The organism is Psychrobacter sp. M17(2026), assembly GCF_055699815.1.
This window is the reverse complement of sequence record NZ_CM146741.1, coordinates 348,968-367,152: the sequence shown is the minus strand read 5'-3', so window position 1 is coordinate 367,152 and position 18,185 is coordinate 348,968. Positions and strand designations below refer to the sequence as shown.

Annotated in this window: 13 protein-coding genes and 3 tRNA genes; 2 read left to right on the top strand and 14 right to left on the bottom strand. The window is 43.4% G+C overall.

Going from position 1 to position 18,185, the window contains the following annotated elements; genetic code table 11:
* Positions 1-292: 292 nt before the first annotated feature.
* From ACR63T_RS01620 to ACR63T_RS01560, 13 genes are all read right to left on the bottom strand, one after another.
* Positions 293-1,078 (bottom strand): ComF family protein, encoded by a 786-nt coding sequence (locus tag ACR63T_RS01620; RefSeq protein WP_472784558.1) that lies wholly within the window; start codon positions 1,076-1,078, stop codon positions 293-295.
* A gap of 119 nt (positions 1,079-1,197) precedes the next feature.
* Positions 1,198-2,628 (bottom strand): phospholipase A, encoded by a 1,431-nt coding sequence (locus ACR63T_RS01615; RefSeq protein ID WP_472784557.1) that lies wholly within the window; start codon positions 2,626-2,628, stop codon positions 1,198-1,200.
* A gap of 267 nt (positions 2,629-2,895) precedes the next feature.
* Positions 2,896-5,094 (bottom strand): cytochrome c biogenesis protein CcdA, encoded by a 2,199-nt coding sequence (locus ACR63T_RS01610; protein WP_472784556.1) that lies wholly within the window; start codon positions 5,092-5,094, stop codon positions 2,896-2,898.
* A 147-nt stretch (positions 5,095-5,241) separates the two neighbouring features.
* Positions 5,242-5,772, bottom strand: coding sequence for a protein-disulfide reductase DsbD N-terminal domain-containing protein (locus ACR63T_RS01605; RefSeq protein ID WP_472784555.1), 531 nt, complete (start codon positions 5,770-5,772; stop codon positions 5,242-5,244).
* Positions 5,773-6,038: 266 nt separating this feature from the next.
* Entirely contained in the window at positions 6,039-6,497 is a 459-nt protein-coding gene (gene gspG, locus ACR63T_RS01600; protein ID WP_472784554.1) for a type II secretion system major pseudopilin GspG, read from the bottom strand.
* Between the two features lie 120 nt (positions 6,498-6,617).
* On the bottom strand, positions 6,618-7,820 hold the full coding sequence (gene gspF, locus ACR63T_RS01595) for a type II secretion system inner membrane protein GspF (protein ID WP_305899456.1): 1,203 nt from the start codon (positions 7,818-7,820) through the stop codon (positions 6,618-6,620).
* 61 nt (positions 7,821-7,881) lie between these two features.
* Positions 7,882-9,003 (bottom strand): hypothetical protein, encoded by a 1,122-nt coding sequence (locus ACR63T_RS01590; RefSeq protein ID WP_472784553.1) that lies wholly within the window; start codon positions 9,001-9,003, stop codon positions 7,882-7,884.
* A gap of 266 nt (positions 9,004-9,269) precedes the next feature.
* Positions 9,270-10,214: an AraC family transcriptional regulator gene (locus ACR63T_RS01585; protein ID WP_472784552.1), complete on the bottom strand. Its 945-nt coding sequence runs from the start codon at positions 10,212-10,214 to the stop codon at positions 9,270-9,272.
* 433 nt (positions 10,215-10,647) lie between these two features.
* Positions 10,648-10,723: transfer RNA gene (locus tag ACR63T_RS01580), tRNA-His, on the bottom strand.
* Between the two features lie 39 nt (positions 10,724-10,762).
* Positions 10,763-10,839: transfer RNA gene (locus ACR63T_RS01575), tRNA-Arg, on the bottom strand.
* Between the two features lie 107 nt (positions 10,840-10,946).
* A tRNA-Pro gene (locus tag ACR63T_RS01570) sits at positions 10,947-11,023 on the bottom strand.
* A 200-nt stretch (positions 11,024-11,223) separates the two neighbouring features.
* Entirely contained in the window at positions 11,224-12,831 is a 1,608-nt protein-coding gene (locus tag ACR63T_RS01565; protein WP_472784551.1) for an McrC family protein, read from the bottom strand.
* A gap of 48 nt (positions 12,832-12,879) precedes the next feature.
* Positions 12,880-14,355, bottom strand: coding sequence for an McrB family protein (locus tag ACR63T_RS01560; RefSeq protein WP_472784550.1), 1,476 nt, complete (start codon positions 14,353-14,355; stop codon positions 12,880-12,882).
* Positions 14,356-14,672: 317 nt separating this feature from the next.
* On the opposite strand from ACR63T_RS01560, the gene ACR63T_RS01555 reads away from it, so the two are divergent.
* The gene (locus ACR63T_RS01555) at positions 14,673-15,419 is read left to right on the top strand and encodes a DUF4442 domain-containing protein (RefSeq protein ID WP_472784549.1); all 747 of its coding nucleotides are present in this window, start codon (positions 14,673-14,675) and stop codon (positions 15,417-15,419) included.
* Between the two features lie 44 nt (positions 15,420-15,463).
* Here ACR63T_RS01555 and gspE read toward each other — a convergent pair whose 3' ends face one another.
* Complete coding sequence (gene gspE, locus ACR63T_RS01550; RefSeq protein WP_472784548.1) at positions 15,464-16,987, bottom strand: type II secretion system ATPase GspE; 1,524 nt, start codon at positions 16,985-16,987, stop codon at positions 15,464-15,466.
* Positions 16,988-17,258: 271 nt separating this feature from the next.
* Between gspE and ACR63T_RS01545 the strand changes: the two genes are divergently transcribed.
* Positions 17,259-18,077 (top strand): thiazole synthase, encoded by an 819-nt coding sequence (locus ACR63T_RS01545; RefSeq protein ID WP_472784547.1) that lies wholly within the window; start codon positions 17,259-17,261, stop codon positions 18,075-18,077.
* The last annotated feature ends 108 nt before the right edge of the window (positions 18,078-18,185 follow it).

Below are 18,185 nucleotides of genomic sequence, written 5' to 3'. Positions count from 1 at the left end.
ATAATTCTATCTATTATGAATTTTCGATCCGTTTAGCATCGGTACTATTTTACGATAAAGATTAGGTAGTCATGTTTTAAAAGCTACTACAATAATCTTTGCAATATTCGTACCATTATATTTATCAGATCGATTGTAATTATCCTAGCAATAGAGATAAACCTAGCTCATGCTCAATAGCAGATAAATAAAAACGTACTAAAAATTATATAAAAATCTTTATAAACCAAATAGTTATATTTATTATACAGGATGTCTACATCAAATGTTATTGACGATATCATGACATGCGCTAATTACTGCCATGAGCTAGGGCATAGGCATAAAATCTATGATTATGACTGTTAGTATTTGCAGAGTCAGAGCTTGTATTGGTTCCATATTGAGCATCAACCGTCTCATACAGCGCTCGCGCTAATGCTTGTAAGCTGGCGCCCGTCGTCGCGATATCATCAAATAATAATAGACGTTTGACAGGCGGTAACTCGGTAACCCTAAAAGCATCGTCGAGGTTGGCTAAGCGCTCGCTACGAGTCAGACCCTGCTGACTTACCGTACTATCAATACGTACAACACCGCGCCACAATGGGATCTGCCAGTGCTTGGCCAAATAGCTAGATAGTATAGTCACAGGATCAAAGCCGCGCTGACGTAAGCGATTATCGGTAGTTGGCATCGGTACAATGACACTGTTGCTGCCATTGCAGCCTGTAGGCCGTGGTAATTGGCGCAATACATGAACGAGTAATGGCAACTTAGTTATATCCTCAGAATGCTTAAAGCTGCGAAAGGCTTGGCGGATAGGATAGTCATAGAAGGTGGCAGCCTGAATAGGCAAAGCAAGGTTTGAGGCGATATCAACGTTGAAAGGGGCTGGCAGCCAACTTATACTGTGCTGACAGTGCTCGCATAGTAGTCCACTGTGGAATGCCGTAAAGGTCGACTTAGTGGCAGATGCAGTACAAGCAGATGACACACTAGTATGTGGCATACTGCGCTGAATATGACAAAGCTGACAGCGGCTATAAAGATACTCAGCCAGCCAAATCCCAAATTGATAAGGAGGTAGACGTGCCATGACTACCTCCTTATTAGCTCGTTAGGGATGACTTATCAAAGATAGCTTATTAGAAATAGCTGGTTAAAAATGAATACTAGGCTATCAAATTATACAACACATTTAGGGCGTGTTTGATTTTAGAAGCCTTTCCAATCATTAAGTACGATGCCAAATCCAATAGCAGTATTTTCATAGTTGTAGTCGATAATGGACTCGCCATAGCCTTGGAATAGCTGCACATAGCCATTGACGTTATCACTTAAAGGATAGATATAGTCAATTTGCGCTGCGCCCTTATTGGTAGAAGGGTTGTAGCGTAGTGTACCACTGATACTCTGCTGATTAGATAAGTCGTAAAGGAATTTTATATCGCCATAACCCATAAAGTCTTCGATATCCTCGTTATCTTCACTACTATCATCTTCATTACCTATCCGCGTCCATACTCGGGGTACGATTGAGAACTTACCCCATTCAGCACCAGCCATCAAATAAGCTCGATTCCATGAGCGTGAGACAGGATCAGAGCGTCCATTTGAGTGATGCATAGCGCCAACACCCAACATACGCAAACGACCGCCAAAAGGTAGATTGGCTGTGACAGGCTGCGTCAAAAAGATCTCGGGCTGATAGTCAGTCGCTCGAAATGGTCGCGAGTTATCCTCGTTATAGACTTGCCAGTGCGCTTGCTGAGTATAACCAAACCATAAGTCAGCGTTGGTATCAAACAAATCCTCACCGACTTTGGTCTTTAGTGATAACTGAAATTTTAGCTCAGTATTACGGACATCATTAGAGGTCGATGGTTCACCCGCTTGAGAGGGGCTACTAGGATTTAGATTGGGATCCACAGTGTAATACAATGGCAAGACATAGTTCGGTCGATACGGGCGAATGGTCCAAGTACCACGCTGGCTGTTTTTATCCAAATCATAAGCCAAGCTGAGTGGCGAATATTGCTCAATATCTGCTTGAGTGACGCCGGCATCTACTAGTATTTGAGATTCACTTTTCGTCAGTCCTACAGTATCTAAGGTGACATTGTTTGACTGATTAGCTGCTAGATCATTATCAAAATCTTGATCATTAGCCGCAAGATCATTATCAAAAGCTTCATCGCCTGCTAATATAATTTGCGGATTACCAGTAATCGTAGATTTGATTGTCTTGACCAAATCTAGCGATTGCTTGGTCGCCGTATTCGTCTCACCTTGGGTGGCAACTTTATCAAAACAAGCCAAGCGTGCCGCGTTAGTCTGTACTTGAGTACACTCAAAAAACAGCTCTGTTTGCTGTGCGACAAAGGCTTTGCTAACAGGTTTGCGGCTCGCCGTAGGCATATTTGGGTTTTTTAGTTTATCGTAGATAACCTCTGGGGAGTCGTCATCTTGCTCAACTAATACGCCAGTAGCAGGCAATTCGGTAAAACTATCATCCGTAACCGCCTGAGCTTGTACCGCAGTAGCACTTAGAGCCAAACCAATAGCTAGGCTCAAATAACTTTTTGAGCGATGACTTGTAGTCGTTACACACCCAGCCTGACGCTGCGAGATAATATGAGCAAACATAGAAATCCTTTATCTTAAATGCCGGTAGTGGCAGTAATGCCAATAGACGATCTAGAAGATGAGCTAATAAATGAAGGGGAACTTTTAAGTATTAGATATTGTTGCTTTATTGTAATAAAAATAAGGTCACTATACTAGCTTTATCATTATTAAATATCCTTATGAGTAAATGATACAGAGCCAGTCATTTTTAGATTAAAAGCGATTAAAAAAGCCAGCGACTATTAAAATAGTCGCTGGCTTTTGGCACTAGTACTTTGAGGTCTATTATTTATTTAGTTCCGTTAAGGTTTGCTCAAACTCAGCGCGACCTGTCTCACCGACTTGTTTATTGACCAGTTCACCGTCTTTGTAATACAGCAGCGTTGGCGGGCCAAACAGCTGATAGCGTGCTAAGATCGCTTTTGAATCCTCAGTAGTATCGGTGATATCCAAGCGGACCAGTTGCCAGTCTTGCATTTGCGCGGGACGATTGGTGAATAAGTTTTTATCCATTATTCGACATTCAATACACCATTCGGCGGTCACATCGACTATGACTTTAGGATTAGCCGCCGTAATAGCATCAAGCTCTGCTAAGGTCGTAATGTTCTTATCAGTGGTGTGATTTGCAGATAGATTCTGACTACCTATCTGCCCTGTTGGTGATTGCATAATCGACGTGGCGCTTATAGACTCTAGTGGCTGTAGGCTATCATCATTGCCTAATGCTGCGCCGACGACCAAAATGATGGCCCAAATACCAAAGATCAAACCCAGTGCTTGGGTGAGTATCCTGCCTTTGCCAAGCCAGCTCCACGCCCAAGTTGCCACCACCATAAACCATAACGCCCAAACCAGTAGCATAGCGGATGAAATAAATACCCGCTCAATCAATAACAGTGCTACGGCTAATAGCAGCAACGCAAAGCCGATTTTGACCCAGTTCATCCACTCGCCAGCCTTAGGCATAATACTGCCTTGGGTTGCGCCAATGAGAATAAGCGGTGCCGACAGGCCAAAGCCTAGCATGAATAATGCAGCGAAACCAAGTAGCGGACTGCCGATAGTGGAGACGGCCAATAGGGCACCAAATAATGGTGCAGAAACACAAGGGGATACGACTAACGCGGATAAAAATCCAGCGGCTAAGCTACCCCCTGCGCTCCCTAATTTGCTATCCCCTGCTTGGCTTAAGCCTTGCATCTTGCTACTGAGTGCATGTGGCAAGCGAATACTAAATAAGCCCAGCATATATAGCGCAAGGAGCACAAAAACTATCGCAAAACTAATCAGAATAATCGGATTTTGTAACCAGCCAATAATCCCTAAGGACTCACCAAATACAGCGATTAATGCACCTAAAATACCGTAAGCAGTAGCCACACCGATAGCGTAACTGGTCGTTAGTATGACGCCCTTTTTGACCGTTGGGTTTTCTTGACGTCCTACAATGTTAGCGACGATAGGTAGCATCGGTAGCACGCATGGTGTAAATGCCAAGCCTAAACCTGCTAAGAACAATAATAGCATTGCCAACCAAGGATGCTCAGCTAAGCCAAACGGATCAGCTTCGTTTATACCAACGCTTATCTCTGCACTGTTGATATTGCTAACATTGCCACCGACTGGACTGCTATCGGCACCAGACATAGTATTCGTATCAGCGCCTGATATCGAATTGGTTTCAGCGCCCGATATAGAGTTAGTGTCTGCTCCAGTTATAGTATTGCTATCGGCACCTGATATAGAATTGGTGTCAGCGCCAGAGATCGTATTGGTATCTGCTCCAGTTATGGTATCAACATCCGATATAGTATTAGTAGTGGCAGGTTCGGCACTACTGCTTTTGACACCGTTTTTGGCATCGTTTTTGGCATCGCTATCTTGATTCGTGTTAGTAGCGGCTGCTGTAGCAGCAATCGTAACCGTGGTTTTTATCTTTTCAGGCGGATAGCACAACCCTGCTTTGGCGCAGCCCTGCCAGCCTATAGTAATATCTGCGTTACTGACACTTTTGCCAGTAGCATTTGTCAAAGTGGTCGTTGCCACCATAGTCGCTTGATCAAATACGGGCACTTTACCAAAGGTCGGATCGTCAATCATGACAGGCGTGCGATTAAAAGTGAAAGGCGCAGCGGTGATACCAGCAGGCAAAGTTAGCTTGAGCTGATCTTTGTAAACATAATGTTCAGGGGTGATAGTGAAGTTGACCGCTAATTGCGTCCCTTTAGCAGCTGCTTTATGACTGCTATTAACCTGAAACGCTTGATCGACTGGCAAAAACTTGGCTTGCGCGCCGCTTTTGTTATTGCTGAATAAATCGCCTAAGCTGGCGGCGTGAGCAGTCGTCGTTGTAGCGCTCAGTCCAGTGACTAATGTTGCTGTGGTTACTAGGCTGGTACTGGCAAGCGCCAATGCTAAAGCGTAAGACTTGACGGGTTTTGCAGGTCTCGTTAGGGTGTCGGTTAGTGTCTTTATAGACATGAGTGCTACCTTATCATTACTAATGTGCCGCTACTATTTAAAGCTTATGACTTAAAGCCTATGACGATTTATCATTTTCTAATGCTTTACGTTTACTAGCTTGATGAGGTTATCTGCTCAAAGCTCATCAAGCTAGCTACCTGTCAGTTATTTGCCAGCTACGATATTTACGCTGGTTTTAATTTTTTCAGGCGGATAGCACAGCCCTGCTTTGGCACAACCTTGCCAACCAATAACTAAGTCAGCGTTTTTGAGCGGTTTGCCATTAGTAGAAGTTAAGGTCGTCGTGGCAACCATAGTGGCTTGATCGAATACGGGCACGCGACCAAAAGTAGGGTCATTCACCGAGACGGGTGACTGGCTGAAAGTAAACGGCGTCGCCCGCACCCCTTTAGGAAAAGTTAACGTCAAACGGTCTTTATAAACATAATGCCCTGGCGTGATATTGAATTTAATAGCGAGCTGCGTACCTGTAGAATTACTCTTAGCACTATTAGTAACCCCAAAAGCTTTATCTACCGACAAAAACTTAGATGATGAGCTCTTATTATTACCGAATAAATCATTGAGACCTGCGGCTTGAGCAGGCATCACTGTCGCACTTATTCCCGCTATTAATGTGGCACTAGTTAAGACTAATTTCAAAGCATTAGAATTTTTTGATAGATGTAGAGACATAAAGAGAGCACCTTATTATTTTGTATTCTTGAAGCTTGAGTTTTGCGACAGTAGTTCTAAGACAGTTTTGAGATTCAGTGTCAATTATCGTCTATACAATAATAAAAGCAATGATCGCAACATCACTGCTGTAAGCAAGATACATGATAGAAATATGAGTTTGGGACCCGCAATAAACGATCGTCAATAAAAATATCAACCGATTTTACTGGTTGATATTATGAGTGGCTAGCAGCGATATGCTTAAGCGAAATCTTTATATAAGATTAAAGCTGAGCATAAATATCCGCATCGAGACCTTCTCCACCTTGACTGTTATCACCGCCTAAAGAGAATAAATCATAAGGCTTGCCATCACTGCCAGGAGCAACGTATTGCATCTCATTTTCCCAACCATCCGTTGGATAGCCACCTTTTATATAGCCGCCGTCAGGATAATTTTTGGCATCCGCTGGTGGCGTAATTAAGGCATCCAAGCCTTGCGCTGTTGTTGGATAGCGCGAGTTATCTACCTTATACATATCTAATGCGTTAGATACGGTCGCCAATGCGGTTTCTGTCGTTTTTACGCGCGCTTTATCACTTTGTCCAACGACTCTCGGCACGACTAACCCTGCCAAAATAGCTAAAATCACGATAACCACCATGATTTCAATCAGGGTAAAGCCAGCTTGGCTGTGGGATAATGTTTTAGCGTTATGTTTCTTATCAGTTATAGTCGTCATTAATATCGTCGCTCTTGGTCATTCATGGTTCATTTTAAGAAATAATATGCTTGATTAATAGCCACTATAGACTATGATTTTAAAATTATCTACTTATGAAAGTTGTTATTAAAACGTATCTCATCCTGCCAAATCATTCATATTAACGATAGGTAACATCACTGCCATAACGATAATCATGACCACCACACCCATCAACACCAGCATCAATGGCTCTAATAGCGCAAGTAAAGTACTGATAAAGTTGGTCGCCTCTGCCTCTTGCATATTGGCGGCGCGGCTCAGCATATTTTCAAGCTCACCTGAGTTTTCACCACTTTTTATCATCTGCACCATCATGGGCGGAAAGTAGCTGGAGCGCTCAAGCTGGCTTGAAAGACTAGCACCCTCGGTGACCCGATCAGACGCAGTGATAATAGTGCGTTGAATGTGCAAATTAGTAGTAACCGCAGCGCCAATATGTAGCGCTTCAATTAAAGGCACACCTGAGCGCACTAATATCGCCAATGTACTGGCAAAACGCGCGGCATTGAGCCCTTTGGAGAGTCGAGCCAGTATAGGCAATCTAAGCACTACACTGTCAATAGTTAACTTGCCCGCTTGCGTATGCGCAAAGCGATAAAACAAAAAGGCGGTTGCCACTGACACTATGAGCATCAGCCACCACCATTGGGTAATTAGATTCGATAACGCCAGTACAATCTGAGTGATCAGCGGCAGTGCTTGCTCAGATTGCTCAAAGACTTTGACGATTTTGGGCACAACAAAACTCATAAGTCCGATGATCACTGCCAGCGCCATAACCATCAGCACAATAGGATAAATCATCGCGCCTTGGATTTTCTTTTGCAAGGCAAAGCGGTTTTCGGTGTAGTCGGCTAATTGATTAAGAATAAGATCGAGATGACCTGACTTCTCACCAGCGGCAATGGTGGCGATATATAGCGGTGGAAAGCTAGCAGCTTGCTGTAGCGCGCGAGCTAGACTTAAGCCCTCTAACACATGTGAGCGCACCGCTAGCATTAAGGACTTTATATGGGTTTTTGGTGATTGCTTGGCGACAGCGGCTAAGGTTTCTTCTAATGGAATACCTGCTGCCAGCAACACCGATAGCTGGCGCGTCAGTAGAGCTAGCTCATAAGCAGAGGGCTTCTTATAACGGCTTTTACTGGAGCTTTGCTTATCGTTGACCGCATTTATCTCAACGGGCGTCCATGCTTTGTCGCGCAGCTGCTGACGTATTTGCCGTGCCGAGTCACCCTCAAGCAGGCCCTTTTGCATCGCCCCTTGGTCATCAAGCGCTTTGTAGTGGTAAGCTGGCATAGCTTTGAGCATCCTAGAGCGAGCGAAAGGTTACTTAAAATAGTTAGTGAACAATTTAACTCTAAAAAAGCGGCGTCGAGTCACTACTATCAGGCATGATACCTTGCAGTAGCAAAACATCTAAATGCTGCTGCTGGAGTTTTTTATCAAAATCATTGACCTCAGCAATGAGCATTTTCTCAATTCGCTTGTCACTGGCATAGACGCTCAATCTAGCACAAATAACCGCCAGCTGATAAATGCGTTTTTTGCAGTAGCCATCGAGTCCTTGTAATAAGCGTACCATATACGGGGTCTCAAGGCTGGCGTAATCATAGTCCAAGATTACCTGAGAGCCAAGTGCAGTAATGCCATAGCTGATCGACAAATGCGCACAAAAGTAACAGCTGAATAAATAACCGATGACATGCCCAATATAGTAAGCGCGATCATAGGTAAAGCTACTCACGCCAAAGTGACTAAGCACATAGCTGTTAAGACTGGCAAGATCCACTACTGGCTTGGGATGTTTGAGCTTGCCGACCGTCGGCAAGCATAAAGGATTATGACCGTCTTGGACAGTGAGTTGCCAGCCTACAGGCTGCTGAGCCGGCATATGGCTTACGATATCAGCGATGATATCATCAACCACATGTAGCTGTTGCCAGAGACGCTCAATAGCATCGATATCTAACAATCCACGCTTATCAAGCTGCTGTGATAGTAGATACTGCTGACGCTCTAAAAATTGCGGCTTTAGATTTTGTACCAGATATGTTGGACGATTATTGGCAGACGCTTGATATAGCAGACGCGTACGCGCATGCTGATTACGATACAAAGCCAAACGCTGATCAGCAACACTGGTTTCGTTGGCAGTAGTGACAACAGCATCTACGGCACTAGCACTGTATTTTACAAGTAAGCCTTTATCAGATAAACCTTTATCAAATGAACTTTGTACGCCCGCATTAGTTTCAGCATTTATACTGGTGACTGGCACTATAAATAAATTTAGTAGCTCAGCTTTAGTAAGGGCTATATCCGCGACGCTTTGTGACATGTTATGAGACTGCTGTGTTGCCAGCTCCATAGCTGTTGCTTGCTCAGTAGTAGACTTATCTGTAGCAGTCGTAGTGCTAACAAGCTTATGGCTAGATTTAGCTGAGGTTTTATCTGTCGTGTTAAGCATCGGTTGAGTCATAATCTGCTAGCACCAATAAAAAGTAAGTCTAGTCGCCTATTATAAGTAGCCACATACGCTTAACAATAATAGCTCAAGCAAAAGCCGCCAGCTTATTAGGCTATAGTACCTCAACTGCGAAAGCTTGTCAGCTTTCGCACTAATGGATATAAAGAAATACTTATCAGCCATAAAAAATAGCGTTAAGAATGATCGTTTCTTAACGCTATTTTTCGATGCTATTGAGCTTTACAGTAGAGCATGTTCTCATTCAGCAAAATTCATAGTTAAGCGATTAGCTTTTTTTGATGCCTCTGACGATAAGCTTTTGGTGATACACCATAAACTCGCTTAAAGGCTTGGCTAAAGGTCGAGTCTGAGGCATAACCGACCAGCTCGCTAATACGACTAATGCTATTCTGTTGCAGACGAAGGTAGCGTGCTGCTAGACGCAAGCGATAATCGATCAGATAGGTCAATGGCGGCATACCTACGACATCCTTGAAACGCTGAGCAAAGCTTGAGCGCGACATACCTGCAACCTCAGCAAGCTTATTAATAGTCCAAGCTTTATTAGGCTCATAATGCATAGCCACTATTGCCTTTGCCAAATACGGATCTTTCAGCGCTTTTAACCAGTTATCTGTCGCTTCAGGCATACTTTCGATATAAGTTCGCAAACACTCAATCATCATAATACTAGCCCAATGATTGATGACCGCCGTTCTACCCATACGCTCTTTTTCGGATTCTAAAGTCAATAACTTGACTTCAACATCAACCACCCCAAATCTGCCATCAGATTTTTCACTCAGCTCAGGCAGTAATGTAGGCAATACCGATAACAAAGGGCGGATCATCTCTTTATCATATCGGCACTCAATCAAGATTAAACAAGCATTCATATCGCCTTTGCTGCCCAGCTGAACCACACGGTCTTGATTAGCCGCCAGCACTTGATCTAAAGGCTTTGCATCATCGCCATTATAGCCATTATAGCCAAGCGCGTAGCTAATATGCTGAGAGGCGTCAGATATCATCAAAATATCGCCTGCATTCGTCTGTCTTACCTCCTCTCCAACATCGATACAAAACCCACCAGATAGCACAAGATAAAATAAAATAGTATCTTTTTTATCAATCGAATAAGACCAATTGCCGGTCCCATTCAAACGATAGTATTTGGTCTCGAGCAAATTTACGTTCTGTAGCAATACGCTTAATGCGTCCATTGATAATTTCCTTAACGGCTCATTGAGCTAGCCAACCGTAGAAAATAAACCACCTACTAGATGCCACACAAGGTAAATCGTTTATTTTGGACTTTACATGAGAATATAAATACGTTAACACACTTTAAGTTTTTTTTGAGAAGAGTGCGATCCGCATCCCTAATAATCTTCTGCTTGAAACGCAGTCAGAGAATTATCTATCTTAGCTAAAAAATTAAGATAATCTGAAGTATTATTTAAATATTCTTAATAATTATATACTAAAAAGATGATAAAAATAAGGTCAAGCAATAGATAGGGAATGGCAAGTACAAAATGATTGGTATAAATACAATACTAATAGTTATAAAAAACATAAAATGTAGACGAAAAAAAATGCCAAAAGAGGCATAGGTAGTCTTAACATTTAACAAGTTATAGATACTATAAAATATGGGGCGACTGATGGGACTCGAACCCACGACAACCGAGATCACAACCCGGGGCTCTACCAACTGAGCTACAACCGCCATAACTGTTGCCAACGATCAGCATATCTACAGGCTAAATGGTGCGCCTGGCAGGATTCGAACCTGCGGCCACCTCCTTAGAAGGGAGATGCTCTATCCAGCTGAGCTACAGGCGCTCTTAAGGGCTTTTTATATATTTAACTTTTGCTCTCATTCAAATAATTGACTTTAAGCAATTAAAGCATTATACATAAAAAAAAGCCTGTAAGGCTCTTGAAATAGATGGTCGGAGTGATAGGATTCGAACCTACGACCCTCTGGTCCCAAACCAGATGCGCTACCAAACTGCGCCACACTCCGATGTACTCTATTATCTCGATAAAACGCATTGTTTTAACAAACTAGCAAAGCTGCTAACTGGTTAACGTTCCTCGCTATCGAGGTGCACATATTAAGGGCAAAAGGAGGTGCTGTCAACTGCTATTTTCAATTTATTTAAAATAAAGTCTAATTTTTATTAAACAGCTTTTTATTAGCTTAAATTTTCAGCAAAAATAGCTTCACTTTTTAGTAATCAATGATTTATTTATTGATTGCCAGTCGTTCAAAGTCCCTGTCAATACATTAAAGGGCATAAGCCATAGCTGAGTGTGATTGGTCTGCTCTAAGCGACTCGTTGAGCGGTGCTGCTGTAGAGCAACAGGTTGGCGCGTGTGCTCAATGACAGGATAAACTAGCCAAGCTTGCGTGGCTTGATAAGCTTGCGCGTAGCTGGTTAATTGATAAGCATCGCTAGCACTAATGGCATTGGCCTGCGCTAAAGCCTTCCATTTAATGTCTATGACATGGCTATACATCAAAACCTTTGTATTGTCATAGTTGTTGTCACAAGTATCATCACAAGGCGTATTTTGACCAACAAGTAAGTCAGGCCGTATAGATAAGCAGTTCTGTCCCCACTGATCTCGCAGCCAGCTGTGCTGCGCTTGATACAGTGTCTGATAGCCCTCATTGAATTGCGCAAACATCGTTGTGATATGCAAACTTGCCCATTGCTCAAAGGCTTGATTCATATTAAATAATATACACAATCGCGGCTGGTTAGACGCTATAGCTTTAGACGCTGTAGCTCTAAAGACATCATTTGTATGATTTAACTTAAGACTGCTGCCTGTTTGTAGGCTTGCTTGTTGTCTACACAATAACCAGTAAGCCCAGTCCAACAGCTGCTGTGCTATATGGAGCTGAGAGCGCATCAACGGTTGGGTATTAAGCTGAGTTTTAGCAGACTTATATAGGGCATTTAGCTGGTTCAGCTCATGGGTACTAAAAGCGCTTACCGCTCGCCATGCTGATAGATATTTAGCAGGTAATGATATCGCCAAGCTTGAGTGTAGTGAGGATAAAGACTGAGAGAATAGCGGTTCTAGTAAATTTAGCGCGCTTTTGATTAGCCGATTACTTAACGTATCTTGGCTTAGATAACTCACTTCGCTGATCATTTTATGCGGCTGTGCACCGTTATATCTGAGCTGCTCTTTGATCAATAGCTTGCCCTGCAAGCTAGAAGCGTTCTGAGTGACTGTCTGATAACCTTGTGTCGGTTTGTAGAGAGCTATCAGCTGCATAAACTGCTTAATCAACCATTCGGATATCGGCAAGGTCTGCATGGGTAGTGATGCTAGCACCTCGACATCACCGCTGAGCTGATCTAAGGTCTTATAATGGGGCTGCCGATCGCAGGTTTTATGAAATAAATCACCTAACATCTGCTGCACCCACAGGCGTGTTACAGCGATATCTTTAGGGTCTTGGCGGCTATTAATACTGTTGCTTTCATTAATAGGCTTCGGCAATATCTCCAGCGTCATACTACTTGGCAGTACAATAATGCCGATGTAATGACCGACTTTTAGCTGCCACTGTCCACTCTGACGCTTGAAACTAAAAACGGCAAACTCTTGGGTTAAGAGCCAATCAAAATCAGCCGCTTGACTAAAGTCATTTACGGTTAAACGCTGATGTTCAAATACGCTCATAACACTTGTGTTGGTGCTAACAGATTTCGCTTCACTGTTTCTATGATGAGTTTTAAAGCTGTCAGGACTAGAATGTCTTGACTCAAAGTCATCGGTTAACCTAGAACGGGTTATAGTTTCTGTAAGCATTGTATGATTATCTGCCTTAATGTTCTCTCGAAATGCTTGTTTTTGATATCAATACAGGCGCTGATATACTTTAGCAGTAGTAAACTCACCCGATCTAGCGATCAGCTGTGGATTTATTTGGTAACTCGTTACGCTCATAGATTGCCCCAAAAAGCCGCTTGGTGTATTGAATCCTGCATTAAAATCGGCCTGCTGCGTTTGATGGCCAGAGCGATCATCAATTTGTATCTGCGCGTCTTGAATAAACTGCAACTCAAGCGGTTGCGACTCATCATTGAATAAATACTGTAATAAGCCAAGCTGACCACCAGTTGCCTGTACTAGTTGCGGGATGATCTGTTCTATCAATGCGGTTTGCAGAGCCTCTACAGTGTCAATTGACCATAAAAAAGCGTGACCCAACTGCGCCTCCACGCCTAACGTTTGCACAATGCGCTGATTAAAGCCTGCCAATATCTTAGCCAAATCTATTGCTGACTCTGTAGGCTCATCTTCATCGTTGTCATCAATTTTGGTATCAGAGCATTGAATAGTCGCTAATAGCTCAGGTTTTGGCGGACAATCAATAAAGCGAAAACGCCGACGCATCGCCATATCAAGGGGCGCAAGCGAATGATCTTGAGTGTTCATCGTCGCGTAGATATCGACGTTACTTGGCACGCTAAAGAGTCGTCCAGAATAGGCTAGCTGTACTTGCATAGCCTGCGCTTGCCCGCTACGCTTATTGGGCTCGATCAGACTGAGTAGCTCGCCGAATACTCGCGATACGTTAGCGCGATTGATCTCATCAATCAGCATCGCATAGCGCTGCTTGGGATCACTTATGGCACGCTGACATAACTTTAAGAATGCGCCATCTTGAATATCATAGCGCATTTGACCGCCCTGCCCCTGTGACCCAATCGCGCCTATAACAGGTCGAATTCCCTCGACAAACTCTTCATAACCGTAAGCTTGATGAAAGCTAACCATGCTATAGCGTTTGATGCTGATGTCTTGGCAGCTTGCAGGCCTATGCTCATACTGTGCTTGCTTAAGCTCTATCAGCTGCTGCGCCAAATCCTTTAATAATGGCAAACTATCTGCCAATAAATACCAAGCGCCGCTCTGATCTTTATCAAAATACGCTTGGCTGGCACGATGATCACAGCTGACCGTTGCAGACTCTATAGGACTGTGCATTTGCAGCACTGACCATGCCGTGCTATTCAAATTCTTAGCGCGTGCATTTTGCGCCGCTTTTGCTACAAAAAACTCATGCGCGACAATTTCAGGCACTTTTGCCAAGTCCTGTTGTTGATTGTGCAGATCTAATAATACCAAACACACCACTTCACGCCAGCTCAACGGCTGCAATAACTGAGTTAATAATGCCTGCTCACTTAATGTTGGCAAATGATCGGTATACTGCTTGGCAATTTGTAATAGCTGATACGTTTTACCTGTACCTGCAACCCCAGTATAAATAATATTGGTCGCTGTAGTGATCGAGGTCTTAGAGGAAGTACTAGAAACATCGTGCATAATTGACCTATAAAATACCGCAAAATAGACTGTGAATGACAAAATTATATTACTAGGCTAATCGTTACGTTGCCGTTAGCTTATTATTTTTTAAGCGCAGCAGTCTATGTTATTCATACTAAAAAAGCGCTGGTTAATGCTACCATAGTTATATCACTATAAAAAACTATGTGTCTAGAATCAGTAGCTTAAATACAGGTCGTAGTGAGCAATCATCCTACTTATCATCATTGTTATTGTTAAATTGCCACATCATTTTAATTTTTATAAGACCTACCAGTTATTAAAATCAGTTATTAAAAACCAAGGAATATGACATGTCAGAGCTGTTAAATAAACTATCCAATAAAGCAAAAGAGACTAAGCTTCCTAAGCTCTCTGCCAGAATCACTGATGCTATCACGTCACAAGACAAGCCTGCCAATGATAAGCTCAAGCCGATCAACAATCAGTTTACAAAGCTGTTATCAGTAACTAAATATCTACCCGCTGGCACGCGCTCAAAGATATTATCCAAAGCGTTTGGCAAAGTTGTGCCTTATGTCGGTACTACGGGCGTCTACTACGAAACTGTTGAGCCTAATGAGGTAGTGGTCAGTTTGAACAACAGCAAGGCGGTACAAAACCATATTGGCACTGTGCATGCGGTTGCTGTCACTTTGCTCGCAGAAACGGCTACTGGTTTTATTTTGGGTCTAAACTTACCTAGCGATCGGATATTATTGATTAAGTCGTATTCGGTTAACTTTTATCGTCCCCTCAAAAAGGGACAAATAGCGGCTATTGCTACGTTGTCTGATGCGCAACGTTTAGAGATTTTAGAAACGCCTAAGGGTGAAATGATTATCCCTTGTGTCATTAATGATCGCGAGTCCGATAGCGCGCGCGACCCGATCGTCGTTGAGATGACTTGGGCTTGGATACCCAAATCCGAGTTAGAAGCCCGCCGTCAAGGTAATAATAGCAAAACGCAAAGCACAGAATCTGCGGATGATGTAGCTGACAGTAACATGGCTCACGATAAAACAGCTTCAGATAAAGCTGACAAGCTTCAAAATACCTAGTAAGTATTAGAGCATGTTGACGCTTTTTTTAGGCTATAGAATCATTAAATAATCAGAGCGTCATCCAGCATGGCGCTCTCTTTGGTGACGCGCAGTACTTCCTCTAAAGTGGTTCGGCCAGCTATTACCTTGTGCAGACCATCAGCACGAATAGACGGTGTCAGCTTACGTGCATACTCCTCAAGCTCGTACTCTGCGGTATTGCTGTGAATCATGCGGCGCATGGTATCGTCGATAGGTACAACCTCATAGATTGCCGTACGACCCTTAAAGCCTGATTGATTGCACTTGTCACAACCGACCGCTTTGGGTATCTTTATTGAGGTATTAGCAGCGATGTTAATCTCAGTAAATAACTTGGCTTGCTCGCTATCTGCTGGCTGCCAGCTATGACAATGGGAACATAGAGTACGTACTAAGCGCTGAGCGACAACACCAATCAGAGATGAGGATAATAAAAAAGGCTCAACACCCATATCTTGCAAGCGCGTCACGGCACCAATGGCGCTATTGGTATGCAAAGTAGATAGCACTAAATGCCCTGTTAATGATGCTTGTACGGCAATTTCAGCCGTCTCTAAATCACGAATCTCACCCACCATCACTACATCAGGATCTTGGCGCAACATCGCGCGTAAACTCTTAGCAAAGGTCATATCGACCTTGTTATTAACTTGCGTCTGCCCGATACCATCGAGCTGAAACTCAATTGGATCCTCAGCGGTTAAGATATTACGGGTTTGATCATTCAAGTCAGTTAAGCCTGCGTATAGTGTCGTCGTTTTGCCAGAGCCTGTCGGCCCTGTGACCAAAATAATACCGTGTGGCTGATAGATAAGGCGAGTCAGCTCTTGATAATCATCATCTGATAATCCTAGATAAGTCATGTTTAAGCGCCCTGCTTGCTTATCGAGTAAACGCATGACTACCCGTTCACCAAAGCTTGAGGGCAGCGTCGATACCCGCACATCGACTTCACGACCCGCTAAGCGTAAGCTAATACGCCCATCTTGCGGCACGCGCTTTTCAGCGATATCCAGCTTGGCCATAACTTTAATACGCGAGACCAGCAATGGCGCTAACTGCCTTTTTGGGGTGATAATTTCTTTGAGTTCACCATCGACGCGAAAACGCACCACTAAGCGTTTTTCAAAAGTCTCGATGTGAATGTCTGAGGCATTGAGACGAATGGCTTCAGATAGCAGCGCATTAATCAGCCGAATGATGGGCGCATCGTCTTGAGAGTCCATCAGATCTTCGGTCTCAGGAACACTATCGGCCAAGCTATCTAGATCAGGATGATCCTCAAGACCAGCTGCAATATGCTGCGACTCACCTGTGTTACCCGCATAAGAGGCATTCATACGTTTTTCAAAGTCATCTGCGCTGATGCTCTCATAGACGGGTATGCCGCGTATGCCTTGCTGCTGCATAAACCGTACCGCTTCATTAATAGCCGATAGTGGCGTCGCTTTGGTTAATACCAGCGTAGGTGGTAGCTCAGGGTCGATCGCCAATACAATCAATAGCTGATGGCGCTTGGCAAAAGAGTATGGCAATTGCATCATAAGAATAACCTGATAAAAAGTAGCCTAATAAAAATAACCTGATAAAAAATTCTGATAAAAGATTTAACTGTCTTGTAACTGGCTGAGGGCGTGTCGAACATTCACCTATAACGCGTTGGTCGTGACCGCATTAGCACAAAAAAGAGTACTCGTGAGCTGGCATGAGTTTGTTATACTAACATTTTGTATTATCTACAGCATGTCATCAATCAGTAGATATGGTATTTTACTTATTTTAACCTTATCACTTATACGCACTGAGATTCTATATATGTCACAAGTTACTTCTAATGAGCAAGACTTATTGATATCTGACAGCTTTACAGTAGGTAGTCGCACGTTTTCATCAAGGCTATTGGTTGGGACGGGTAAGTATAAAGATATGAGTGAGACAGGTCACGCTATTGCGGCCTCTGGCGCTCAGATTGTCACGGTGGCTATTCGTCGAACTAATATAGGTCAAAACCGCGATGAACCTAATCTGTTAGATGTAATTTCCCCTGATAAATACACTATCTTGCCCAATACCGCTGGCTGCTTTGATGCCGATAGCGCTGTACGCACTTGTAAGCTCGCCCGTGAGCTATTGGGCGGACATAATCTAGTCAAGCTTGAGGTATTAGGTGATGAAACCAGTCTTTATCCTAATGTTATGGAAACCCTAAAAGCGGCCAAAATATTGATCGACGACGGCTTTGAGGTGATGGTCTATACCTCAGACGATCCTATAGTCGCCCAAGAGCTTGAGAGTATGGGCTGCGTGGCTATTATGCCTTTAGGTAGCTTGATAGGGTCAGGACTTGGTCTACTTAATCGCCATACCTTAAGCCTAATTATTGAAAACGCTAAAGTACCTGTGCTAGTCGATGCAGGCGTTGGCACGGCGTCTGATGCAGCAATTGCGATGGAGCTAGGCTGTGATGGGGTGCTTATGAATTCAGCGATTGCCAATGCGCAAAATCCAGTGCTAATGGCACAAGCCATGAAGCATAGTGTTTGGGCAGGACGCGAGGCGTTTTTGGCAGGGCGTATGCCAATGAGAAGGATGGCCAGCGCAAGCTCACCACAGACAGGGTACTTTTTCCAATAAGCAGCTTTCAATAAACAGTTTTTGATAAACCAATTTCAATAGATAATTTTAATGATCTGTCTTTAGCAAGTTTTTACTATACTCTGTTGGGTGAACTTTTAATTACTA

Bases quoted from the DNA above. Each gene is read 5' to 3' on its own strand.
- ACR63T_RS01620 (WP_472784558.1), bottom strand. From the start codon at position 1,078: ATGGCACGTCTACCTCCTTATCAATTTGGGATTTGGCTGGCTGAGTAT.
- ACR63T_RS01615 (WP_472784557.1), bottom strand. From the start codon at position 2,628: ATGTTTGCTCATATTATCTCGCAGCGTCAGGCTGGGTGTGTAACGACT.
- ACR63T_RS01610 (WP_472784556.1), bottom strand. From the start codon at position 5,094: ATGTCTATAAAGACACTAACCGACACCCTAACGAGACCTGCAAAACCC.
- ACR63T_RS01605 (WP_472784555.1), bottom strand. From the start codon at position 5,772: ATGTCTCTACATCTATCAAAAAATTCTAATGCTTTGAAATTAGTCTTA.
- gspG (WP_472784554.1), bottom strand. From the start codon at position 6,497: ATGACGACTATAACTGATAAGAAACATAACGCTAAAACATTATCCCAC.
- gspF (WP_305899456.1), bottom strand. From the start codon at position 7,820: ATGCCAGCTTACCACTACAAAGCGCTTGATGACCAAGGGGCGATGCAA.
- ACR63T_RS01590 (WP_472784553.1), bottom strand. From the start codon at position 9,003: ATGACTCAACCGATGCTTAACACGACAGATAAAACCTCAGCTAAATCT.
- ACR63T_RS01585 (WP_472784552.1), bottom strand. From the start codon at position 10,214: ATGGACGCATTAAGCGTATTGCTACAGAACGTAAATTTGCTCGAGACC.
- ACR63T_RS01565 (WP_472784551.1), bottom strand. From the start codon at position 12,831: ATGCTTACAGAAACTATAACCCGTTCTAGGTTAACCGATGACTTTGAG.
- ACR63T_RS01560 (WP_472784550.1), bottom strand. From the start codon at position 14,355: ATGCACGATGTTTCTAGTACTTCCTCTAAGACCTCGATCACTACAGCG.
- ACR63T_RS01555 (WP_472784549.1), top strand. From the start codon at position 14,673: ATGTCAGAGCTGTTAAATAAACTATCCAATAAAGCAAAAGAGACTAAG.
- gspE (WP_472784548.1), bottom strand. From the start codon at position 16,987: ATGATGCAATTGCCATACTCTTTTGCCAAGCGCCATCAGCTATTGATT.
- ACR63T_RS01545 (WP_472784547.1), top strand. From the start codon at position 17,259: ATGTCACAAGTTACTTCTAATGAGCAAGACTTATTGATATCTGACAGC.